Source organism: Aeribacillus pallidus, from assembly GCF_050478865.1.
Taxonomy (GTDB): domain Bacteria; phylum Bacillota; class Bacilli; order Bacillales; family JACDOC01; genus JACDOC01.
In genome coordinates, this window is the sequence record NZ_JBCNBW010000004.1 from 94,938 (window position 1) to 118,363 (window position 23,426).

Genomic DNA, 23,426 nt, shown 5'->3' on the forward strand with positions numbered 1-23,426 from the left:
CTTAGTGAAGAACTTTTTTCTTTGCTTTACACCACAATACAAGGGCATTTCTGACCACAAAAAGGACATACCCCTTGTTTTACCCACAAGCGTAATGAATAAATATCAACAGTATCGTTGAACAGACACCCATGCCAATAAAAATTGGCACATCGATGAATAAAATAACAGCAAAAGTTATCCACAGTTATTTCAGGGTAGAGCCTTTATAAAAATAAAAGGTGACAGGTTTTTGAAGCTTTTCCTGTCACCTTTTTCCTATTTATCTTGGAGAATATGTCGCCATTTGCATCGTACTATTAAACGGATACTCGTATTCAATTTCCTCTTCAAATTCGACATAGTCTAGGTAAATCATAGGTATTAAATAACGTTTACCTGTTTCTGGATCGCTTAAGATGAGATGGTCGCGTCCCGCAGCCTCTATGAGTCCTTTAAAAATTACAGCATTCCATTTTTGGTTGTTTTCAAATGTCGTGTAGACTTTAACAAGCTTCCCTTTGTTTAAACGCAAAATGTTTTCAATATACGATTCTTCAATTGGGAGCATGCCTGGAATGGGTTGAGACTTAGAAGGTGCATCCAACGGTTGTGGTACTTGGAGTTGTGAACCCGTTGGCTGTTGGAACATTTGTGGATAATATTGCTGTGGATACCCCCCATTTTGTCGAACTTGTTCATACCACTGAGTAGGATAGGACCATTGAACAGGATAATACCATTGAGTCATATGCTCGCCTCCTATTTAATATCTATACACACTTGGACAGTCGGTTTGAGTTGGTGAGAAGAAGCAATGAGACTTAAATCGACCAGAATTCCATTGGCCAAACCATTGGGCAGGACAACTTCCATCAGGACGGAAAAACCATAATGAATACGTCGCAGGATGAAAACGCTCCCCATTAATCACTCTTCTTGCTAAATTAATTTCTCTTTGTCGAGCCCGCTGATAAAAATACCCCTTTTGGATGGCTTCAAATCCCCCAGGTGATTGAAACACCATACTTCTGATGGTACGAATTTGTGGGAAATCTAAACAATCTGCGCGGACGCGATTAATGCCGACGTTTCCTACCATTAACATTCCAAGCTGCCCATCACCTTCTGCTTCTGCCCGCATTAACCGAGCCAACAGCTTCACTTCTTCTTCGTTGTACGCAACAACGGCCACTTAACCACCTCGCTTTGTGAATACATGACTAGGCATGAATACACTATTCCATATGTATGCGACAGATATGAAAAATATGTTTGAATGAAAGAGGCGCTAAACAAGGAAAGTTCTAGCAAGTGGCAAATAAATAGCGGATTGTTATAAGAAAAGTGGTAAGTAAATATCCGTTTGGGCAAGTTAAGGTTCGTAATTGGCTAATAAACTTGGTACTCTGGTAAGTAAATTGGAAAAACTGGCAGTAAACCAGAAGAGACAAGAAATCTCCCTGAACTCTCGAGTGTTCACTCATTTTTATAAAAAAACGATTCTAATCATCAAGGAAACATCATCTTTTGACAAATCGCCTTTTTATACAAAAAAACCAACTTCACATAACTTTGTGAAGTCGGTCTTCGAATCACTTTATAGCGTATTCACATGTAAAAACTGAGCGATGCGATCTTCTTCTAAAAGGTTACCAACAAAGAATGAACCAAATTCGCCGTAGCGAGCACTTACTTCATCAAAACGCATTTCGTAGACGAGCTTTTTAAATTGAAGAACGTCGTCAGAGAATAAGGTGACACCCCATTCATAATCATCGAATCCGACAGAGCCCGTAATGATTTGTTTTACGATGCCGGCATATTTACGACCAATCATGCCGTGGCTGCGCATAAGTTCACGGCGCTCCTCCATCGGTAGCATGTACCAGTTGTCGCTTCCTTGGCGACGTTTGTTCATTGGATAGAAGCAGACGTGTTTCGCTTTTGGTAAAATCGGATACAATCGCGCACGAATATGTGGGTTTTCGTACGGATCTTCATCGGAAGGCAGGTAGTTACTTAACTCGACAACTGATACGTACGAATAGCTTGGAATCGTGTATTCAGCAAGTTTTAATTTGTTAAATTCTGTTTCAATTTCGTTGAGCTCTTCCATTGTTGGGCGAAGAACCATCAACATAAAGTCGGCTTTTTGTCCGACAATGGTGTATAGCGCGTGGCTACCTTTATTTTTCTCTTGTGTTTTGTTTAATTTGTCTAAAAACTGTAAAAATTCGTGAATAGCCGCTTGACGCTCATCACTGGATAACGTTTTCCATGCGGACCAATCCATCGTCCGGAAATCGTGAAGCGAATACCAACCATCGAGTGTTTGTGCTGGTTCACTCATGTTCATCACTCCTATATTAATCTGTCCAACTTTACTATATCACAGTTTTCCTTTTGTAAGCGAATTCTCCCCAAATGGTCGATAAATATTCAAAAATGTACTGTTGTTACAAGAATTTTTTCAAAAGAAAGACTTTTTAATGAAACCGTTGTCATCCTACCTTTTTCTTGAATTTTCATTACAGTGGGGTATGCTAAACTTGAAAGTACATGAAGGAGGACGTAGCTGTGAGCGATTTATTTACCGTTTTAAAAGACAAAGTTGCAGGAAAAGATCGTAAAATTGTGTTTCCTGAAGGATTAGATGAGCGTATTTTATCAGCGGCTAGCCGTCTAGCGGAAGAGAAAGTGTTAACACCGATTTTGGTTGGTAACGTGAACGACATTCAGCAAAAAGCAAGCGAGTTAAACGTTTCCTTAGAAGGAATTGAGATTTACGATCCGAACAATTATGCAGAAATGGATGAGCTCGTTGCTTCTTTTGTGGAGCGCCGGAAAGGAAAAGCAACAGAAGAGGATGCTCGTCAAATTTTAAAGGACGTTAACTATTTTGGTACGATGCTTGTTTATACGAAAAAAGCGGATGGGTTGGTAAGCGGAGCGGCTCATTCCACAGCTGATACCGTACGCCCGGCATTGCAAATTATTAAAACGAAAGAAGGCGTTCGAAAAACGTCTGGCGTATTTATTATGGTTCGCGGAGATGAAAAATACGTGTTCGCCGATTGCGCAATCAACATTTCTCCAGATAGCCAAGATTTAGCGGAAATTGCGATTGAAAGTGCGAAAACAGCTCAAATGTTTGATATTGAGCCACGTGTAGCAATGCTTAGCTTCTCGACAAAAGGTTCCGCGAAGTCTCCTGAAACAGAAAAAGTAGTAAAAGCTCTAGAGTTAGCGAAAGAACGTGCGCCTGAGCTTGTGATTGACGGTGAATTTCAATTTGACGCTGCCTTTGTTCCATCGGTGGCGAAGAAAAAAGCACCAGATTCTCCTATTCAAGGAGATGCCAATGTCTTTATTTTCCCAAGCTTAGAAGCTGGAAATATTGGGTACAAAATTGCTCAACGGTTAGGGAATTTTGAAGCAGTAGGTCCGATTTTACAAGGGTTAAACGCCCCAGTGAACGATCTTTCTCGTGGTTGTAATGAAGAAGATGTGTATAAGCTTGCGTTAATTACAGCGGCACAATCGTTATAAGAAGAAGCCCATCCTGTCCCCTTATAGTAGGCAGAAAAAGGAAAGCACAATCTGTTTACTATGGAGGGGATTTTTTTAATGGAGAAAATAAAAAAACATATAATGTAAAGTTTAAATAATAGCAAAGAATACATGCCTACTCGGTCTAAAAGACAAAAAAAGAATTGGTACGTAAACCAATTCCATTTTTTGATAAACGCTCATACACGTTATTCAATTCTCGTACTCGTTTATTATTTTATTCCTCTATTGCGTACTTAAATTTTTCGGACAGCACTTTTCTAGAAAAATCGATTTCATTTAAATTACGGGCAAATTCCCCTTCGAATGAATATTTTTTCATATATCCATTTCCCGTGGATAGCGATTGGTGTAATTGGATAAGATTTCATGTATATACAGTAACGTTTGAACCCATGCTACCTTTCATCAAAAAAGTCATTAAATACTTCTTTATCTTTTGTATCCTTAGAAAAATAGGGATTTTCTACTGTAGGATCCTTTGGATCAAGATTGGTTTTGATTACAAGAGTGGGTTCATCCGAAGGTTCTACGATAATCCGATCGTTTAATTGTTTAAAATCAGGCATGTCACGATTTCCTTTTGGCTCTTTCATAAATAAACACCTCCTAATATGATAGGATCCCCATATAGTAGACAGTTAACCACCGTTTCTAAAAGAAATTAAGCACCCTGAGTCCTAATGTATATAGGACTCAGGGTGCTTAAATGTGCTTTTTTATTCCTGTCTACTTAGTAGGGGCCCTTTATTTATGGCAGGCATTTCTTTTTCAAAGGCTATGTTATGTTACATTGTTGATTTTTAGTAAGTTGTTCACACGGCGGCGACTCCACCGGGAACAAGAAGCCGCAAGACCCTGGACTGAGAGTAGAAGGAAGCGGTTTGCGGCTTGCCCACGGAAAGCGTCCGCCTGGAGCGAAATGATAAATATCAACAGTATCATTTAAGAGCCTTTTCAAAAAGGCTAACGGATAAAGGATAAAATCGCCAGGGGGTTTGATTTCGATCGTTATGATATAATACGTTCGTATACATGAAGCAGTTGACTAAAGGAGAACAAGCAGATGGAACAGGGGAAACAATTGCTACAACAACCTGTATGGCGAATTATTGATCAATCGAGCTTAGGTCCATATTTTGAGGCATTGCAATCGTTTGCGATGGACGATACCCTTTGCACATCTGTTGGTACGGGCCATTCACCAGCAGTAGCGCGGGCATGGGTCCACCATCAGACGATTGTGCTCGGGATTCAAGATACAAAGCTTCCTTATTTGGCTGACGGGCTTCGGACGTTAGAAGAAAAAGGCTATCGGTACATTGTTCGAAATTCTGGAGGCCTCGCCGTTGTCCTCGACGAAGGGGTATTAAACTTATCCCTTGTGCTTCCTGAAAAAGATAAAGGCATCGATATTAATCGAGGCTATGATGCGGTGTGGCAGCTTGTGAAAGAAATGTTTGCCGATTTTCCTGCAACCATTGAAGCAAAGGAAATTGTCGGTTCGTATTGTCCGGGAAGTTACGATTTAAGCATTAACGGAAAAAAATTTGCCGGTATTTCACAACGGCGCATTCGCAACGGTGTCGCTGTCCAAATTTATTTATGTGTGGACGGCAGCGGCTCAGAACGAGCAAAAATCATTCAACAGTTTTATGAAGAAGGTAAAAAAGATGCGGAAACGAAATTTTCGTACCCTAACATTCGTCCAGAAGTGATGGCCTCCTTGTCCGAATTGTTGGGGACCTCCCTAACCGTTCCGGATGTGATGCTTCGCTTTTTGAACGTTTTAAAGGCCAATGGCGACCGGATTTACGCGAGCCATTTAGATGAGCACGAAATGGCTTGGTACGAGAGTTATTATACGAGGATTATAGAACGGAATGAAAAAATGTTAAAAGGGGTGTAATCCTCCTAATAACGGCCGAACCAGCAAATAAAGTCGGCTAAACTTCAAAAAAAGGCAAAAGTACAAATAAAATGTTTGAACTATAAATAATCCTGGTCAAAGTGCAAATAAACTGACGGGAACTGGGAAATAAAACCATCCAGAGTACAAAAAAGTAGCCGTAACTGGTAATAAAGATGGCCTAAAGGGAAATAAAATAGCGGCATCGGCCATTAGGATGATCAAACCAGAGTCTTCTGTAAAATAGAGTATCGAAACAGAAAAAAGGGGTGTCAAAACCCCTTTTTGTTATTCCGCCACTTTTTCTAAATTGCCGTTACGGTCCATTTTAAATTTGGTGTTCGGTCGTTCTTCATCTTCAAACAGCACAAATTTGCGGGCGCGATTCATAATTTTCATCAATGTTTCGTAATCTTCTTGCATCGTGGTTGTATTTTCTTCTAATTCTTTTATTTTGTTCTCCAGTTCCTCTATTTTCTTTTTTAAATCATTGTTCTCTAGTTTTAATCTCTCATTCTCACTTTTTAAGGCATCTACTTGGAAGTTCGATTGATTCAGTTGTTGCAAGTAAACAATGACTTGCGATAATGTCAGGTTTTCTTGCTGACTTTGACCTGAACTAGATTCCGCTTGCACTTCTTGTTGAGCTGTTACTGGAAGAGAAATTGCTTCGATTTCTTCTGGTGATGGTGTTGGTGGTTGATACAATAGTTTCTTTTTTCCACCTTGTTCTCTTCCTAGTAGTCGTTGGCGTTGTTTCCGCTGCTTTTTCGCTAGCTGCAACGCTTTTTCATAGCGATGACGAACGACTGCATTCCATCGAAAGCCACAAGCCGCCGAGGTACGGTTTAGCTTGTCACCGACTTCTTCAAACGCGTTCAACTGGGTGCTTCCTTCACGAACGTGGCGTAACACTGTTTCAGCTAACAACAAATCGTTTTCTTCTGTCCATGCATCTTGCCGAGTTTTCAATATTCTCAACTCCCTTTTTGATTATGAAACTTTCACTTTAGTTAAAGCATGGACAAAAAATAAAAAAATTATACCTTCGTGTTTCAAAAGCTAGTAGTTTTCAATATTTCCATAGAGTGGTACGAAGCGCTATGAATTGGCAAGTGAGAAAACTTGCAAAGATGATTAATAAAATGTAAAATACCGTTTAGCTATTGAGAATAAACTTGAAAGGATTGTTTTACCATGGCAAACGAATTTCGAGTTTGCGACGATTGTCAAGCCGTTAATTTAAAGACGCTTCTTCCTAAATTAAAAAAATTAGATCCCGAAGCGACGATTGAAATTGGCTGTCAATCGTATTGTGGTCCCGGTCGTAAAAAAACGTTTGCCTTCGTCAATAACCGTCCGGTGGCTGCGTTAACGGAAGAAGAACTAATGGAAAAAATTCAAAAAAAGTTAAAAAAATAAAAAAATCGCCTTGACCTGGAAAAGGTGATTTTTTTCGCTTAGAAAACGTCCTCGCCGCATATGCTTCTCTAATTTGCGAATTATACTACTGTCATCCTTAACGTAACAGCACCTCTAGAATATAAGCAGTTCGTTCGCACCGTTTGAAAATGAAAGAATTTTTTGTTAATTTCCCGTGAATGTCGATTAAAATGTCGATATAATAGAGTCATGTTAGTGTAGGAAGAGGGTAAAAAATGGGATATGCCAACGAAAAATTAAGTGAAGAAAAAGTATTTAAAGACCCTGTTCATCGCTATGTACATGTGCGTGACCGAGTCATATGGGATTTAATTGGAACAAAAGAATTTCAACGATTGCGTCGTATTCGACAGCTTGGGACAACGTATTTAACGTTTCATGGCGCCGAACATAGCCGTTTTAACCATTCGTTAGGCGTATATGAAATTGTTCGTCGAATTGTGGATGATGTATTTGACGGACGTCCGGAATGGAATCGAGAGGAACGACTGCTTTCCTTATGTGCGGCGCTGCTTCACGATTTAGGACACGGTCCGTTTTCCCATTCATTTGAAAAGGTATTTGATTTAGACCATGAACAGTTTACCCAAAAAATCATTTTAGGAAGTACAGAAGTCAATCACGTGTTATCAAAAGTGAGCGCTGACTTTCCGAAAAAAGTCGCTGAAGTCATTGCCAAAACGTATGAAAATAAACTTGTCGTTAGCCTCATTTCAAGCCAAATAGACGCTGATCGGATGGACTATTTACAACGTGATGCGTATTTTACAGGGGTTAGTTATGGTCATTTTGACATGGAACGAATTTTACGGGTCATGCGTCCGCGGGAAGACCAAGTCGTTATCAAACAAAGTGGAATGCATGCGGTGGAAGACTACATTATGAGCCGTTATCAAATGTACTGGCAAGTTTATTTCCATCCAGTAACTCGTAGTGCAGAGGTCATTTTGACAAAAATTTTACATCGTGCAAAAGAATTATATCAAAATAATTATTTGTTCCGTTATGAGCCACATCATTTTTATTCCTTGTTTGAAGGAAATGTCTCTATTGATGATTATTTAAAGCTCGATGAAGCGGTGATTTTATATTATTTCCAAATATGGCAAGAGGAACAAGACCCGATATTGTCCGACCTATGTCAACGCTTTATGGATCGAAACTTGTTTAAATACGTCGAGTTTGATCCAGCTAAAGAGTACCGAAAACATGGTGAACTTGAGGCGTTATTTATAAAAGCGGGCATAGATCCGAACTATTATTTAGTCGTCGACTCTTCTTCCGATTTACCGTACGATTTTTATCGTCCAGGAGAAGAGGAGGAGCGCCTGCCGATTCATTTATTAATGCCAAACGGAGAATTACGGGAATTATCAAGAGAATCAGACATTGTCGATGCCATTTCCGGAAAGCGTCGCACGGATCATAAATTGTATTTCCCAGATGACTTCTTGTATGACGAATCAACAAAACGAAATATTAAGCGACATATACGCGAAATTCTAGAGCTACCGTCACAAAAAAGTTGAGGGACTAATAGGGAGTAGGAGATGAAGTACAGTTGTTAAAGGAACACGCGAAGATTATGTGCGCATTAGCTGCTTCAGGTGAAATTATTGGACGAAAAAAATTTCAAAAAATGATTTATATATTAAAAAAATTATCCTTTCCGTTTCAAGAAAAATATCAATTTCATTTTTTTGGACCATACTCCGAAGAGCTCACCTTACGAATCGAAGAATTGTGTAACATGGGCTTTATTCAGGAAGTGAAAGAAAAAAAAGGCGGGTATTTTCAATATCGGTATTCACTCACGGAAGAAGGCAGCGATTTTTTATCTTTGTATGCAGTTGAGATGCCACAAATAAAGGAATGCATGGAAGATATGAACGGGCAATCGGCACGCTTTTTAGAGCTCGTTTCCACGATTCTTTACTTTGAAGAATTACCGAAAGAAGATGTGTACGAAAAAGTATTTACGTTGAAAAGTAAGCAAAAATATACGGCCGAAGAAATTGATCAAGCCTATGATTATATCGACAAGCTCAAAACAAAAGCTAAGCCCCAGTAATGGCTTAGCTTTTTTTGCTAATGTTAAAGATTGAACCGTTATTCGTCACTTAATCGTTTCCCACCAACGGCATAATGGTTTTTGGACATTTCTTCAATAAACACAACGATTTTTTCTTTTGGAGCACCTGTCGTTTCACTTACCGCTTCGGTGACTTTTTCAACAAGGGCTTTTTTCTGTTCTTCTGTACGACCTTCTAACATTTTAACGGTTACATATGGCATGGAAAATCCCCCTTCTAGTACATAGACTACTTCATTAGTTAAGTGTATCATAGATGGACGCTACCAAGTAATTTATTAAAATGGTATATAGGAGCTTTCCTTCTTGATATACTAGGAATAAAAGTGGGGCAAAAACTTTGGAAAAAGGAGATATACTTGTGGAAGGAATACTCGGAGGTTTAGAACAGTGGTTAGCCTTTTCTCTCAATGACTTACCATATATTGCGGCGGTGTTGTTAATTGCTTTTACCGTCCACGAATTTGCCCACGCCGCAGTTGCTTACGCGTTTGGGGATGATACAGCGAAAGAAGAAGGCCGGTTAACATTAAATCCAGCAAAACATCTTGATCCGTTCGGTACATTGTTGTTGTTCTTAGCAGGCTTCGGTTGGGCGCGTCCGGTTCCGGTAAATCGGTTTAAACTGAAGCGACCGCGCCTCGGGAGCATCCTTGTATCGCTCGCTGGACCAATGAGTAATTTTCTGTTGGCCGTGCTTGGATTTCTTTTATTGTACACGTTTGCTTCATTTTCATGGGGCTGGCAAATGCCCGTTTGGATGACCCATTTTTTAGACTGGTTTATTTGGTTAAACTTAGTATTATTTGTGTTTAATTTACTTCCACTTCCACCGTTGGATGGCTATCGAATCATTGAAGACATTATGCCAACGCATATCCGCGTCAAAATGGTGGAATGGGAACAATACGGGATATTGATTTTTCTTATTCTAATTATTACCCCCCTACAAGCATATACGATTGACCCGATCTTTAACGTCGTATTAAGAGGGCTTGTCCAAGGCTTACAAACGATTTTTTTTCACCTATTTGCTTAACGGTACATAAAGACGATAAAGGAGGCCAGCTTGATGGAAAACAAAAAGAAAAAAATTGAGTTTAACATTATTAAAAGTGACCCAACGGATGGGCATGGGGGCTTTGGCATAGGTGCCTTAAGCTTAGACAATGTGACTCCAGTGATTATTGATATTGAAGAAGGAGAAGCAATGATTGACATCGGAGCAATGCATGCTCGAAGCGCTGTTGAACGCGGAATTAAATTTACGCCGAACCGTGAGGAAGCACCTGGCGGAAAACCGTATTGGCTCGTATGGGTGACGGTTGACCGCAACGAAGAAGGCCCTTATTACGCAGGAGTAACCGCGTGTGAGATGACCGTGAATCGCGAAACACGCCGAGGCTATAAATCACTCCCTGAACACGTCAATAAAATGGATAAATCGTTAAAGCGTCATATTATCGTAGATCATATGGACGAAAAGTCGAAAAAAGTATTAGCTGAATTTCTAAAAAACCATGATGAAGGCATGTGGAACCGTTCAAGTGAAGCGCTTCATAAAGGGTTATTAGTGGAATAGACAATTTTTGCCAATAAATTGAACAAACTGTGACAGTTTTTCGAATTTCATTGTCAAATCTTGCTGATTGTATGAAAAAAAAGTAAACTTAAATCACAGTTACGCACATATAAAACTAGGACTGAAAAAACTCGGAGACCCTTCTCCGAGTTTTTTCATGGTCAGGAACCAAACCATTCGATAAATCGATGGAACCACGATTTATGTGGCTCCTTATCTGGACTTGGTGCAGGCGCTTTTGAGTCCGCTCCATCTTCTATATGGTCGTGGCAGTAATCGGTCGGCTCCGTACCTTTTACAAAATAGGTGAGCCGAGCAACAGGACAATCTTTCGTAGCGAGTAACCCGTTATCCGGATTGACGTATACTCCAACCGTTCCTTTCGGTGGTTTAAACGTAAGAACCGGCTCATCTTTTAATGCTTGTTCCATAAATTGTACCCAGACGTTTTTGGCATATAATTTATCGGCGACTTTCGTAATTTCGTCACCTTGATCATACCCGGTCCATACCCCTGCAGTTAGTTGAGGAGCAAATCCAATCATCCAACTATCAGATTCCGTCGTACCGGACTTTCCACCGTACGGTCGGGTAATTTTTTTTAAAATGGTCGTTCCCGTTACGTTTGCGTAATCGTTTAAAGACGGGTCAAACATGCCTGTCATCAAATGGGCAGTTACAAACGCGACGTTCGGGTCTAGTAATTGTTCCTTTTCCGCTTCGTATTCATAAATGATTTCCCCTTGATGATTTTCGACTTTCGTTATAAAGACGGGTGTTACTTTTTGCCCGCCGTTTGCAAACATGTTATACGCATTCGTAATTTCGATAAGACGGACACCCGACGTCCCTAATGCTAAAGAAGGAACTTGTTTCATCGGTGTTTTAATACCGAATCGTTTCGCCGTTTGGGCAAGCGTCTCTTCTCCTAAAAACAGGTGGGTTTTCACCGCATACACATTATCTGATAATGCTAATGCTTGCGCTAGCGTAATTTCATCGTGAGCGTATTTGTTATTGAAGTTATGTGGCGTGTATTCCGCCCGACCTTCGTCAAACCGAAAGGTCGTTTGTTCGCTACGCATCGTTGTACTCGGTGTAAATCCTTGTTCTAAGGCCGCATAATAAAGGAGCGGTTTAATCGTTGAGCCTGGTTGACGAATTGCTTGAACGGCACGATTATATGGACTCTCTTTGTAGTCGCGTCCTCCGACCAATGCCGTTACGTATCCGTTATGTGGATTCATCGCAATAAAACCGATTTGAATGTCGGATTCAGGGGCGATGGTATCAGCTATCACTTGTTCGGCAATTTGTTGATGGTTCGCGATTAGCGTTGTATATACACGCAAGCCTCCCATTTCAATCGTTTGCTGGTCAATACCGAGTTTTTCCTTTAATACGTATTGGACAACATCTTGAAAATAAGGAGCGATTTCAGCTTTTTGATACTGATGCTGTCCGACGATTTCTAGTGGTTCGTTAAGCGCAGCTTGTTTTTCCTCTTCCGTAATAAAACCGTTTTTTTTCATAGAAGATAGAACAATTGCCTGCCGTTCTTTGGCACGCTCATACGATACGAGGGGAGAATAATAGCTTGGGCCTTTCGGAATACTGGCTAACAGGGCCGCTTCTGCTACTGTTAATTCATCGGCGTTTTTTTGAAAGTAAAATTGGCTGGCGGCTTGAATGCCGTAAGCTCCGTGACCATAATAAATCGTATTTAAATATCCTTCTAAAATGTCTTTTTTACTATAATTCATTTCTAAACGAATGGTGTAAAACGCTTCTTTCAGTTTCCGCATCCAAGTTTTTTCATGACCTAAAAATAAATTGCGGGCGTATTGTTGGGTAATCGTACTTGCCCCTTGTACTTTCGCCATCGCTTTTACATCGGCAATAATCGCCCCGGCCATTCGTTTATAGTCAAAACCGTGGTGATCGTAAAAATTTTTATCTTCGATGGAGATGGTTGCTTGAATGACGTTGGGGGAAATTTCTTCTAATGGAACCCAGTATCGTTTTTGTCCGTTATGACTTTCACCGATAATGTCCCCCTCTGATGAAAAATATAGATTCGACTGAGGGACGGCAAGTGGTGGGGCACCTAAAATTTTGGCATACACAAAGACGCCTATCATAAAAAGGAATACCATGAACAACGAAAGTAAAGAAATAATTACGACTGCCCTTAAATATTTAATCGTTTTATGAAAACGTTCGTAGGCCATCGGTTCCACGAGGGCCACCTCCATTTATAAAATCAAAGTAATTTTTAACAATACGACCATTTATTTCTTATTGTTAGTATGAAAAAATAAGTGCAATTTTAAACGTATCTAGGAAAATATAGTTGAACGAATCGAACGTTTACGGGTTTTTGTGCCTACGAATCTTCTTTGATTCAGACACCATCTAGAGGTGGGGATTTGCTGGATAAATTTTTCTTGAAATTTTGCTAAATTCCACTATACTTTTTCTCATGTTTGTATTTATGATGTTAGGGAAGGATATGAAGGGAACGTCCCTCTTTTCGTAATGCATGTAAGTTTTGGTTTTGGGACAAATATACAATGATGAAAGAAAGGAAGAATACACATGGGAGGACTTTGGTTTACAGAAAAGCAAACAGAAAATTTTGGTATTACAATGAAAGTGAATCGCACTTTACATACAGAACAAACAGATTTCCAAAAGCTTGATATGGTAGAAACCGCAGAATGGGGCAACATGCTTTTATTAGATGGCATGGTAATGACGTCTCAAAAAGATGAATTTGTGTATCATGAAATGGTTGCTCACGTCCCATTATTTACGCATCCAAACCCAGAAAACGTGCTTGTCGTTGGTGGTGGAGACGGCGGTGTGATCCGCGAAGTGCTGAAACATCCAAGTGTAAAAAAAGCAACGCTTGTTGAAATTGATGGGAAGGTTATTGAGTATTCGAAAAAGTTTTTACCAGAAATCGCTGGCGAGTTAGATAACGAACGTGTGGAGGTAAAAGTAGACGACGGCTTTATGCACATCGCTCAAAGTGAGAACGAATACGATGTGATTATGGTGGACTCTACAGAACCGGTAGGACCTGCGGTAAACTTATTTACAAAAGGGTTTTATGCAGGTATTGCCAAAGCGCTCAAAGAGGATGGTATTTTCGTAGCCCAAACGGACAACCCTTGGTTTAAAGCTGACTTAATCCGTAACGTTCAACGCGATGTGCGTGAAATTTTCCCAATCACTCGTTTATATATTGCGAACATTCCAACGTATCCAAGCGGTATGTGGACGTTTACATTAGGTTCTAAAAAATATGATCCACTAGAAGTAGCGGACGAGCGCTTCCATGACATTGACACGAAGTACTATACAAAAGAATTGCACAAAGCAGCGTTCGTTTTACCGAAATTCGTGAAAGACTTAACTGAGTAATTGTATAGTCCATAGATGGAGGATGATGCGCATGCGATTTGATGAAGCGTATTCAGGAAACGTATTTATTAAAAGCCACCCAAGTTACGAAGAAAGCCAAGCGGTCATTTACGGGATGCCAATGGACTGGACGGTAAGCTATCGTCCAGGTTCTCGTTTCGGTCCTGCGCGTATTCGGGAAGTATCGATTGGACTTGAAGAGTATAGTCCTTATTTAGACCGTGAATTAGAAGAAGTGAAATATTTTGATGCAGGTGACATTCCGTTGCCGTTCGGTAACGCAGAGCGCAGTCTTGAACTCATTGAAGAATTTGTCGACAAAGTGTTAGCGGACGGGAAGTTCCCATTAGGATTAGGGGGAGAACATTTAGTTTCTTGGCCGGTTATTAAAGCGATGTACAAAAAGTATCCTGATTTAGCCATTATTCATATGGATGCACACACGGATTTACGGACCGATTACGAAGGAGAGCCTCTATCTCATGCCACACCAATTCGTAAGGCAGCGGAGTTAATGGGTCCTGAAAACGTCTATTCATTCGGTATCCGTTCTGGAATGAAGGAAGAGTTCGAATGGGCGAAAGAAAACGGAATGTATATCGCGAAGTTTGAGGTATTGGAGCCGTTAAAAGAAGTGTTACCGAAATTAAAAGGGAGACCGGTTTATGTAACCATTGATATCGACGTATTAGACCCAGCTCACGCTCCTGGAACAGGGACGGTTGATAGCGGAGGAATTACTTCGAAAGAGTTACTTGCTTCTATTCACGAGATTGCGCGTTCTGAAGTCAACGTTGTGGGAGCCGATCTTGTGGAAGTCGCACCGATTTATGATCACTCTGAACAAACAGCCAATACCGCAAGTAAGCTGATTCGAGAAATGATTTTAGGATGGATTAAGTAAGTAGGCGAATCCTTTCCATCAATTTAGGTGGAAAGGATTCCGTTATTTCTCATGAATGTTTTATAATAATACATATTCCAAAATGAGAAGACGTTAGGGAGACGATGAATGGTCCATCCGTTGTCGGAACATGTTTTAACTTATCGGGGGATGCCCCGATATTATTTTGTCAGGCAAAGGGTGTGAACGATGGCACAACAAACACATACTCCCGTAAAAATTGAACTAAAAACAACCGTATGGCAAGATGGTGAACAAGAAACTTTTGAATTAGTCCTTTTTGGTCGATATTATAAAAAAGAAGACGCAATTTACTTACAATACGAAGAAGTGCAAGAAGAAGGTACGATTCATTCGGTTGTCAAAGTAAAAGAATATGAAGCGGTCATCTTACGAAAAGGGGCCGTGAACATGCGTATGTCTTTTTCCAAAAAGGAAGAAATGCCTGGATCATATGAAAGCCCGTTTGGTACGATGTTATTAACAACGAAAACGGACGTCCTTTCCTGGGAACAAAACGAAGAGGATACCTTAGAGGGAGCCATTCGGTTAAAATACCATCTTCATAGTCATGGATCCTACGTGGGGACGTATGATTTATCCATTACGTATAAGGAGGCGAAATCGTCCAAATGAACATTGTTGAACAAGTGGAGCATACGTTAAAGGAAGCGATTAAAAATGCGGTTGTGGCTGCTGGACTGGCAACAGAAGAACAATTACCAGAGGTTCTATTAGAAAAACCGAAAGAAAAATCACACGGGGACTATTCAACGAATATGGCAATGCAATTAGCTCGAATTGCGAAAAAAGCACCTCGAATGATTGCTGAAGATATTGTGCAACACCTCGATCAACAACAAGCATCGATTGAAAATATCGAAATTGCTGGTCCAGGATTTATTAACTTTTTCATGAATAATCAATACTTAACGAACTTAATTCCTACGATTTTAGAACAAGGCGATCGCTACGGTGAATCCAATGCCGGACAAGGTCAAAAAGTACAAGTGGAGTTCGTATCCGCTAACCCGACTGGTGACTTACACTTAGGACATGCTCGTGGCGCGGCAGTTGGTGATTCATTATGTAACGTGTTAGAAAAAGCAGGATACGACGTCACTCGTGAATACTATATTAACGATGCCGGAAACCAAATTCACAACTTAGCTCTTTCTGTGGAAGCGCGCTATTTCCAAGCGTTAGGATACGACAAAGAAATGCCTGAAGACGGTTATCACGGGGAAGACATCGTTCAAATCGGAAAACGGTTAGCGGAAGAGTTTGGTGATCGCTACATCCATGCCGATGAAAAAGAGCGGTACGAATTTTTCCGGGAATACGGTTTAAAATATGAGTTAGAAAAATTACAAAAAGACTTGGAAATGTTCCGTGTACGGTTTGATGTTTGGTATTCCGAAACGTCTCTTTATCATAACGGAAAAATCGATGAAGCCTTACGTGTACTTCGTGAAAATGGACATGTGTACGAGAAAGATGGAGCGACATGGTTCCGTTCCACAACATTTGGTGACGACAAAGACCGCGTGTTAATTAAAAACGACGGTTCGTATACGTATTTAACGCCAGATATTGCGTATCATAAAGATAAATTCGAGCGTGGATTTGAAAAAGTGATTAACATTTGGGGAGCGGATCACCACGGATACATTCCACGTATGAAAGCAGCCATTGAGGCGCTTGGATTTAATCCAGATAACTTAGAAGTTGAAGTTATCCAACTCGTTCACCTCTTCAAAAACGGCGAAAAAGTAAAAATGAGTAAGCGTACAGGAAAAGCGGTTACGATGCGCGAGCTAGTGGAAGAGGTAGGATTAGATGCTGTTCGCTATTTCTTTGCTATGCGCAGCGGCGATACGCACATGGATTTTGACCTTGATTTAGCAGTTTCTCAGTCTAACGAAAATCCTGTGTATTATGCTCAATATGCGCATGCACGTATTTGCAGCATTTTGCGCCAAGGCGAAGAAATGGGCATTACGATTGACCAAGAGACCGATTTATCTGTTATCGGTTCTGAAAAAGAATTAGACGTCTTGAAAAAACTTGGGGAATTCCCACAAGTCATTGCCGATGCTGCAGAAAAACGTACTCCTCACCGTGTTGCTCTTTATATTAATGATTTAGCGTCCACGTTCCACAGCTTCTACAATGCGGAAAAAGTCTTAGATGAGGAACAAATGGATCGCACAAAAGCTCGTTTGGCACTTGTTAAAGCTGTTCAAATTACGTTACGTAATGCGTTAGCTCTCATCGGTGTTTCTGCTCCTGAGAAAATGTAATGTCACGGAGGGAACCTTTTGAAAGAAATCATTTTCGCCTTATTGACCGGATTTTTCGTTGGTTTCATTTTTGCCATGTTCCGCTTACCGATTCCAGCACCTCCCGCTTTAGCTGGAATTATGGGGATTGTTGGCATTTACTTAGGTTTTAAAGCATTTGAAATCGTTGGTCCAGTCATAAGCAATTTGTTGAAGTAGGAAAAAAGTGAGCACTTCTGATGGAAGTCGCTCACTTTTTCTTTATGATATGGTGTTTGGTGGATAAACGGATATTGCGCTTTATAAGAGGTATTCTACGTGCAAAAACGCGTTATTGAAGTGCAAATATTTTTAAATGGATTCAAAAAAATCCAGTTCGATGTAAAGCATTGAACTAGAGCAAAAAACGTCGTCAAAAGGTGTCTTATATATGAAAAATCCACTATTTCCCTTCAAAAAAATATATTTTTCAAAACCGACATACATCGGTCATTTTTTCCTCATTTTTAGTTCGCAATAATAAAAGCGGTCGTATGTCACATATGAACCTCGTGTTGAAAACGGAACGGCTTCTTGAAACAGCGGCCCATCAAACACAAAGGAATGAAACTCCCCGTTTTCACCGCACGGATCGACCTCATCTGGTAGCTCATGGATGAACGATGTGTCATATTCACGGCCTAAAAACTCTGGTGACAACTGTTCTGAATCGACACATATCACTTTCGCTTGATACCCCAACCGGATAAAATCCGCTGCGAGGCTTTTTGTTTCTTTTCCCCACAATGGAAAAATAGGGGTCAGTCCCATTCGTGCCATCTGCTGTTCCCGATACGAACGAATATCTTCCAAAAACAAATCTCCGAACGCAACGTGAGTAATACTTCGTTCTTTCAGCTGTTCTAATGCGTCTTTCATCGTCCGTTCATACGTGTCATTATCATAAGGTGGACGTAGCCAAATCGGGAACAGTTCGAGTCGCAACCGCTTTGCTTGCGCTTCCATTAATTCAAACGGAATGTGATGCATCATCACTTTTTTTGTCACTTCATCAAACGTAGTAATAAGAACAACCGGTTCGCACTTGTCTTTTAACGTATGGAGCATCATCATACTATCGCGACCGCCGCTCCATGAAAGAGCTATTTTCATCGCCATCCCCCTTTTGTTAAAAGTGTATCAGGAAAACATGGGGGAGCCAATGAGTCTATAACCATGGGGTCACAAGTTGGGCTGTCCATTCTTTTACTTTTGTTTTAAAGCCGACTTGTAAATCGGTATCGGTTAAAATATGAGCAAGCAGCAAATCTCTATGGATATAGTCCTTTACGGTTTGAATGAACGCTTTATCATAGATAAAGCAATTGAGCTCGTGATTCAGATTCATGCTTCGAACGTCGAAGTTTGCTGATCCAATATCCATTACTTTATCGTCAATGATCACTACTTTCCCGTGATAAAACCCTTTAACGTATTGATAAATGGTGACATTTTCATACGGTAATAGAACTCGGAAATACCGATAGCTAGCTTCTTTAACTAACATGTGATCCGAATGAAACGGGACGAGAATCGTCAGCTGAACCCCGCGGCGTACAGCCCCTATTAACGCACGAAATACTTTTTCGCTTGGAACAAAATAAGGGGAGCCAATAAATATGCTATTCTTTGCCCGTTGAATAGATGACCTGAACGCTTCTTCAACTTGATTCCCACCAGAAGGGACTATTTGATGAGAAATTGGTCCCTTAGGTAAAGGAGGGAACAAAGAAGGTTCTTCCCATAACTGTTCATTCGTTTCACGGTACCAATCGTATAAAAATTCTGTTTGTAAATCAGCCACACCTTCCCCTTCCAATCGTATATGATAATCTCGCCATGGTGTTAATGTAGGATGCTGATTTACATATTCCTTTCCGATATTAAACCCACCTAAATACCCAATCGAACCGTCTATGACCGCAATTTTACGGTGATTTCGTTGGTGCAAAGTATACAAATAAAATGGAAATCGTGGTCGGTGGCAGTAGGAGAAGTGAACGCCAGCAGATTCTAATTCGTTAATCCACGTTCTTGATAAAGGGAAGCATCCTACCCAATCAAGAAGAAGACGTACGGTCACTCCTTCTTTTGCCTTCCGCTTTAATCGAATGAGAAAGTCCCGGCTCGTTTCATCCGTTTTGACAATATAAAAAAGGACATGAATACTTGATTTCGCTTGTTCAATATCACGGAAAAGTTGTTCGAATAATTCCTCTCCCTCGCCAATAAACGTTATTTGACTTTGTCGCATTGGATAGGAACGTTTCTTCATTTTGTTAAAATAACGTTTTTTTCCTATAGAGTAATCTAAATACCCCCAACTAACGATGATAAGAACCAAGATGATTAAAATGAAAAAAATGTTCATAATGCTCCCTCTCTTCTAGTTTCAGTACAGTTAGATTACCCTTCAATATTAGAAAATATAAACGTCAGTCTTACTATTAAAATGTTAAATTTTATGAAAATAAATAATGTTAAAAATATTTTATTGAAAAAATATTGACTGAATGCTCATTCATTATATAATGGAAATAAGGAAACTTTCTGAAAAATAAAATAGTTAATAAAAGTCAATCAAAGGGGGAGAGTCGGATGACGTTACGGAAAGGAGTGGAGAGAAGGTCATGAACGGTTTGCAATGGATCAACCTAATTGCCTTTTTACTCGTTACCGCTTATGCTGTTGGATTATTTATATATGTGGTTCGTACTAGGATTCAATTTATTAAACTAGGAAAAAAAGTTGAATTTGATAATCGAGTCAAAGAGCGTTTAGAAAAAATTTGGGTGAACGTGTTTGGACAGAAAAAGCTCTTAAAGGATAAAAAGAGTGGTGCCATCCACGTCATGTTCTTCTATGGATTTATTCTTGTTCAGTTTGGTGCCATCGATTTTATTTGGAAGGGAATTGTACCTGGTTCTCACCTTCCTTTAGGTCCGTTGTATCCAGGGTTTACCTTTTTCCAAGAGTTAGTTACGTTAATGATTTTATTTGCTGTTTGTTGGGCGTTCTATCGTCGCTATATCGAGAAATTAGTCCGATTAAAGCGCGGTTTTAAATCTGGATTAGTTTTACTCTTTATTGGCGGGCTAATGTTATCTGTTCTATTAGGAAACGGAATGAGCATCATTTGGCACGGTGAAGAACTGACATGGACTGAACCAGTGGCATCGGTCATTGCCTTCGCCTTTGGTTGGATAGGTGAAACCGCATCGATTGTCGTATTTTATATTGCTTGGTGGATCCACTTAATATTACTCTTGGCGTTTTTAGTTTACGTTCCACAATCAAAGCACGCGCACTTAATTGCCGGACCAGCGAATGTTTACTTTCATCGCCTTGATGCACCAGGGAAACTTCGTCCGATTGATTTTGAAGACGAAACCCAAGAAACATTTGGGGTAGGGAAGATTACCGACTTTACGCAACTGCAACTCATTGATTTATACGCCTGTGTCGAATGTGGGCGCTGTACGAATATGTGTCCAGCGACAGGAACCGGAAAAATGCTTTCACCAATGGATTTAATCGTAAAGCTTCGTAATCATTTAACGGACTACGGAGCAGCTGTCACATCAAAACAACCTTGGGTTCCAACATTTGCGTTCCGGAATACAAAAGGGAATCAGCTGGCGCTTGCTTCAGCCACTCAAGGTGCACAAGAGGTTGCAGCTACTTACGGGGAAGAAGTTAGTTTAATCGGGGATGTCATTACGGAAGAAGAAATTTGGGCATGTACAACGTGTCGTAACTGTGAAGACCAATGTCCAGTCATGAACGAGCACGTCGATAAAATTATTGACTTACGCCGTTACCTCGTATTAACCGAAGGAAAAATGAATCCAGATGCTCAACGTGCGATGCAAAACATTGAGCGTCAAGGAAATCCGTGGGGTCTGAATCGAAAAGAACGGGAAAATTGGCGTGACGCTCGTGAAGATGTATACGTACCGACAGTAAAAGAATTAAAGAAACAAGGAGAAGAATTTGAGTACTTGTTCTGGGTTGGCTCGATGGGTTCCTTTGATAACCGTAGCCAAAAAATTGCGTTATCCTTTGCCAAACTATTAAACGAAGCAGGCGTGAAATTTGCCATTCTCGGAAACAAAGAGAAAAACTCTGGAGATACGCCACGTCGCTTAGGAAACGAATTTTTATTCCAAGAGCTGGCACAGCAAAACATCGCGGAATTTGAAAAGAACGGCGTAAAGAAAATCGTCACAATCGACCCACATGCTTACAACACCTTTAAAAACGAGTATCCAGATTTCGGATTAGATGCAGAAGTTTACCACCATACCGAACTTCTTGCGAAACTCGTCAAAGAAGGGCGTCTTGTGCCGAAGTATGAAGTGAACGAAACGATTACATTCCACGACTCTTGCTATTTAGGTCGTTACAACGAAGTATATGATCCACCACGGGAAATTTTAAAAGCGATTCCAGGTGTAAAATTAGTGGAAATGGAACGAAACCGCGAAACAGGCATGTGCTGTGGTGCCGGCGGTGGACTCATGTGGATGGAAGAAGATACGGGTCATCGCGTCAACGTGGCTCGTACCGAACAAGCTTTAGCCGTCAACCCAAGTATCATTAGCTCTGGATGTCCATACTGCCTCACGATGCTTTCCGATGGAACAAAAGCGAAAGAAGTCGAAGATACAGTGAAAACGTACGACGTCGCCGAGTTGCTTGAAAAAGCAGTTTGTGGCGATGAACATCAACGACTTGCGATGTAATGGTCCAATACAACCAATATGGGAAATAAACGCTCCGTGAACCATTTACTTGGTTCACGGGCGTTTATCTAAAACAATGTTAGTAAGAATTTTTTGTAAAGTGTTTCAATTTTGATAATTCTACCTTACAATAAGGAAGTAGATAAGTAGATTGCTATGTTATGGCTGTCCCTTGAGCGAGCGTTCAGTCGAAAAATGTAAGCGTTTCCTGTTTTTATTTGTCGATAAAATCCAAAACAAGGAGCTGAGATGGATGGGAAAAACGGTCATTTTAAGTGGGGTACGAACACCTTTTGGTAAGTTTGGTGGGGCATTAAGTTCTTTAACCGCGTCGCAGCTTGGAGGAATTGCCATTAAAGAAGCGTTAAAACGAGCGGATGTGAAACCGGAAGACGTTGATGAAGTCATTTTAGGAACCGTTCTACAAGGAGGACAAGGTCAAATTCCTTCACGACAAGCAGCTCGTTTTGCCGGTATTCCGTGGGAAGTGAAAACCGAAACGATCAACAAAGTGTGTGCTTCAGGAATGCGGAGTGTCACGTTAGCAGACCAAATCATTCGTGCTGGAGATGAAGAAGTCATTGTTGCCGGTGGAATGGAATCGATGTCCAACGCACCGTACTTGTTGCCGAAGGCTCGCTGGGGATTTCGGATGGGCGACTCTACGGTAAAAGACTTAATGGTTTATGACGGCCTCACCTGTAGCTTTTCCGGTGTTCATATGGGAACGTACGGAAACGCCACAGCGAAAGAATACGGAATTACAAGAGAAGAACAAGACGCGTGGGCGTTACGAAGCCATGAACGGGCGATCCAAGCGATTGAAGCGGGGAAATTAAGTGAAGAAATTGTTCCTGTTGAAGTTCCTCAACGAAAAGGGGAACCACTCATTGTAAACCAAGACGAAGCACCAAGAAAAGATACATCCATCGAAAAACTCGCGAAGTTAAAACCGGTATTTGATCATGATGGTACGATTACGGCCGGAAATGCGCCAGGCGTGAACGATGGAGCATGTGCCCTCGTTCTGATGAGCGAAGAGCGGGCCGAGCGGGAAGGAAGAACACCACTAGCAACAATATTAGCGCATACAGCGATTGCGGTAGAAGCAAAAGACTTCCCGAAAACGCCAGGCTTAGTGATTAATGAGTTGCTGAAAAAGACCGGAAAAACGGTTGATGACATTGACTTATTCGAAGTAAATGAGGCGTTTGCTGCGGTGGCGTTAACGAGTGGAAAAATTGCTCAACTCGACCCAGAAAAAGTAAACGTGAATGGCGGTGCAGTTGCGTTAGGTCACCCAATCGGTGCAAGTGGCGCTCGAATCATTGTAACACTCGTTCATGAATTAAAGCGTCGTGGCGGTGGTATTGGAATCGCGGCGATTTGTAGCGGCGGCGGTCAAGGAGACGCCATCATGATTGAAGTTCCAAAGCAAGCATAAGGGGG

At 40.7% G+C, this 23,426-nt stretch carries 23 protein-coding genes; 14 read left to right on the top strand and 9 right to left on the bottom strand.

Features of this window, described 5'->3' with window-relative positions:
- Window positions 1-262 precede the first annotated feature (262 nt).
- The 3 genes from gerQ to hemQ form a co-directional block, all read right to left on the bottom strand.
- Window positions 263-730 (bottom strand): spore coat protein GerQ, encoded by a 468-nt coding sequence (gerQ, locus tag ABES52_RS01065; RefSeq protein WP_429648059.1) that lies wholly within the window; start codon window positions 728-730, stop codon window positions 263-265.
- 15 nt (window positions 731-745) lie between these two features.
- A complete protein-coding gene (locus tag ABES52_RS01070; RefSeq protein WP_429648060.1) occupies window positions 746-1,174 on the bottom strand; it encodes a cell wall hydrolase in 429 nt (142 codons plus the stop codon).
- A 405-nt stretch (window positions 1,175-1,579) separates the two neighbouring features.
- Window positions 1,580-2,332, bottom strand: coding sequence for a hydrogen peroxide-dependent heme synthase (hemQ, locus tag ABES52_RS01075; protein WP_429648062.1), 753 nt, complete (start codon window positions 2,330-2,332; stop codon window positions 1,580-1,582).
- Window positions 2,333-2,559: 227 nt separating this feature from the next.
- On the opposite strand from hemQ, the gene pta reads away from it, so the two are divergent.
- Window positions 2,560-3,531, top strand: coding sequence for a phosphate acetyltransferase (gene pta, locus ABES52_RS01080; protein WP_429648064.1), 972 nt, complete (start codon window positions 2,560-2,562; stop codon window positions 3,529-3,531).
- Window positions 3,532-3,950: 419 nt separating this feature from the next.
- Here the strand turns inward: pta and ABES52_RS01085 are convergent, their stop codons facing one another.
- A complete protein-coding gene (locus ABES52_RS01085) occupies window positions 3,951-4,148 on the bottom strand; it encodes a hypothetical protein (RefSeq protein ID WP_429648065.1) in 198 nt (65 codons plus the stop codon).
- A 470-nt stretch (window positions 4,149-4,618) separates the two neighbouring features.
- On the opposite strand from ABES52_RS01085, the gene lipL reads away from it, so the two are divergent.
- Window positions 4,619-5,461: an octanoyl-[GcvH]:protein N-octanoyltransferase gene (gene lipL / locus ABES52_RS01090; protein ID WP_429648067.1), complete on the top strand. Its 843-nt coding sequence runs from the start codon at window positions 4,619-4,621 to the stop codon at window positions 5,459-5,461.
- 288 nt (window positions 5,462-5,749) lie between these two features.
- Here lipL and ABES52_RS01095 read toward each other — a convergent pair whose 3' ends face one another.
- Window positions 5,750-6,433, bottom strand: coding sequence for an RsfA family transcriptional regulator (locus ABES52_RS01095; RefSeq protein WP_429648069.1), 684 nt, complete (start codon window positions 6,431-6,433; stop codon window positions 5,750-5,752).
- A 225-nt stretch (window positions 6,434-6,658) separates the two neighbouring features.
- Here ABES52_RS01095 and ABES52_RS01100 point away from each other — a divergent pair, with 225 nt between their 5' ends.
- The 3 genes from ABES52_RS01100 to ABES52_RS01110 all read left to right on the top strand — a co-directional run bounded on the left by ABES52_RS01100 (window position 6,659) and on the right by ABES52_RS01110 (window position 8,975).
- Entirely contained in the window at window positions 6,659-6,883 is a 225-nt protein-coding gene (locus ABES52_RS01100; protein WP_429648071.1) for a YuzB family protein, read from the top strand.
- 236 nt (window positions 6,884-7,119) lie between these two features.
- A complete protein-coding gene (locus ABES52_RS01105; RefSeq protein WP_429648073.1) occupies window positions 7,120-8,433 on the top strand; it encodes an HD domain-containing protein in 1,314 nt (437 codons plus the stop codon).
- A 32-nt stretch (window positions 8,434-8,465) separates the two neighbouring features.
- Window positions 8,466-8,975, top strand: a complete 510-nt coding sequence (locus ABES52_RS01110) for a YwgA family protein (RefSeq protein WP_429648075.1) — start codon at window positions 8,466-8,468, stop codon at window positions 8,973-8,975.
- A 38-nt stretch (window positions 8,976-9,013) separates the two neighbouring features.
- On the opposite strand, the gene thmT is transcribed toward ABES52_RS01110, so the two are convergent.
- Complete coding sequence (thmT, locus tag ABES52_RS01115; protein WP_429648077.1) at window positions 9,014-9,199, bottom strand: 2-hydroxymuconate tautomerase; 186 nt, start codon at window positions 9,197-9,199, stop codon at window positions 9,014-9,016.
- A 158-nt stretch (window positions 9,200-9,357) separates the two neighbouring features.
- On the opposite strand from thmT, the gene ABES52_RS01120 reads away from it, so the two are divergent.
- Together ABES52_RS01120 and ABES52_RS01125 are read left to right on the top strand one after the other, a co-directional pair.
- Window positions 9,358-10,035, top strand: a complete 678-nt coding sequence (locus ABES52_RS01120) for a site-2 protease family protein (RefSeq protein WP_429648078.1) — start codon at window positions 9,358-9,360, stop codon at window positions 10,033-10,035.
- Window positions 10,036-10,065: 30 nt separating this feature from the next.
- The gene (locus ABES52_RS01125) at window positions 10,066-10,578 is read left to right on the top strand and encodes a YwhD family protein (protein ID WP_429648080.1); all 513 of its coding nucleotides are present in this window, start codon (window positions 10,066-10,068) and stop codon (window positions 10,576-10,578) included.
- Window positions 10,579-10,739: 161 nt separating this feature from the next.
- Here the strand turns inward: ABES52_RS01125 and ABES52_RS01130 are convergent, their stop codons facing one another.
- Window positions 10,740-12,818 carry a transglycosylase domain-containing protein gene (locus ABES52_RS01130; RefSeq protein WP_429648082.1) on the bottom strand — a complete coding sequence of 693 codons (2,079 nt, stop codon included), beginning with the start codon at window positions 12,816-12,818 and terminating at the stop codon, window positions 10,740-10,742.
- 358 nt (window positions 12,819-13,176) lie between these two features.
- On the opposite strand from ABES52_RS01130, the gene speE reads away from it, so the two are divergent.
- The 5 genes from speE to ABES52_RS01155 all read left to right on the top strand — a co-directional run bounded on the left by speE (window position 13,177) and on the right by ABES52_RS01155 (window position 17,412).
- Window positions 13,177-14,007 carry a spermidine synthase gene (gene speE, locus ABES52_RS01135; RefSeq protein ID WP_429648083.1) on the top strand — a complete coding sequence of 277 codons (831 nt, stop codon included), beginning with the start codon at window positions 13,177-13,179 and terminating at the stop codon, window positions 14,005-14,007.
- Between the two features lie 31 nt (window positions 14,008-14,038).
- The gene (gene speB, locus ABES52_RS01140; protein WP_429648085.1) at window positions 14,039-14,911 is read left to right on the top strand and encodes an agmatinase; all 873 of its coding nucleotides are present in this window, start codon (window positions 14,039-14,041) and stop codon (window positions 14,909-14,911) included.
- Window positions 14,912-15,100: 189 nt separating this feature from the next.
- Window positions 15,101-15,547 carry a YwiB family protein gene (locus tag ABES52_RS01145; RefSeq protein ID WP_429648087.1) on the top strand — a complete coding sequence of 149 codons (447 nt, stop codon included), beginning with the start codon at window positions 15,101-15,103 and terminating at the stop codon, window positions 15,545-15,547.
- Complete coding sequence (gene argS / locus ABES52_RS01150) at window positions 15,544-17,214, top strand: arginine--tRNA ligase (protein WP_429648088.1); 1,671 nt, start codon at window positions 15,544-15,546, stop codon at window positions 17,212-17,214. The genes ABES52_RS01145 and argS overlap by 4 nt, the downstream gene beginning before the upstream one ends.
- 18 nt (window positions 17,215-17,232) lie before the next feature.
- Window positions 17,233-17,412 carry a XapX domain-containing protein gene (locus tag ABES52_RS01155; protein ID WP_429648089.1) on the top strand — a complete coding sequence of 60 codons (180 nt, stop codon included), beginning with the start codon at window positions 17,233-17,235 and terminating at the stop codon, window positions 17,410-17,412.
- A gap of 270 nt (window positions 17,413-17,682) precedes the next feature.
- Here ABES52_RS01155 and ABES52_RS01160 read toward each other — a convergent pair whose 3' ends face one another.
- A complete protein-coding gene (locus ABES52_RS01160; protein ID WP_429648091.1) occupies window positions 17,683-18,345 on the bottom strand; it encodes a Dph6-related ATP pyrophosphatase in 663 nt (220 codons plus the stop codon).
- 55 nt (window positions 18,346-18,400) lie between these two features.
- A complete protein-coding gene (cls, locus tag ABES52_RS01165) occupies window positions 18,401-19,603 on the bottom strand; it encodes a cardiolipin synthase (RefSeq protein WP_429648092.1) in 1,203 nt (400 codons plus the stop codon).
- A gap of 259 nt (window positions 19,604-19,862) precedes the next feature.
- Here cls and ABES52_RS01170 point away from each other — a divergent pair, with 259 nt between their 5' ends.
- Together ABES52_RS01170 and ABES52_RS01175 are read left to right on the top strand one after the other, a co-directional pair.
- Window positions 19,863-21,977, top strand: a complete 2,115-nt coding sequence (locus tag ABES52_RS01170) for a 4Fe-4S dicluster domain-containing protein (protein WP_429648094.1) — start codon at window positions 19,863-19,865, stop codon at window positions 21,975-21,977.
- Between the two features lie 253 nt (window positions 21,978-22,230).
- Entirely contained in the window at window positions 22,231-23,421 is a 1,191-nt protein-coding gene (locus ABES52_RS01175) for an acetyl-CoA C-acetyltransferase (RefSeq protein WP_429648096.1), read from the top strand.
- The last annotated feature ends 5 nt before the right edge of the window (window positions 23,422-23,426 follow it).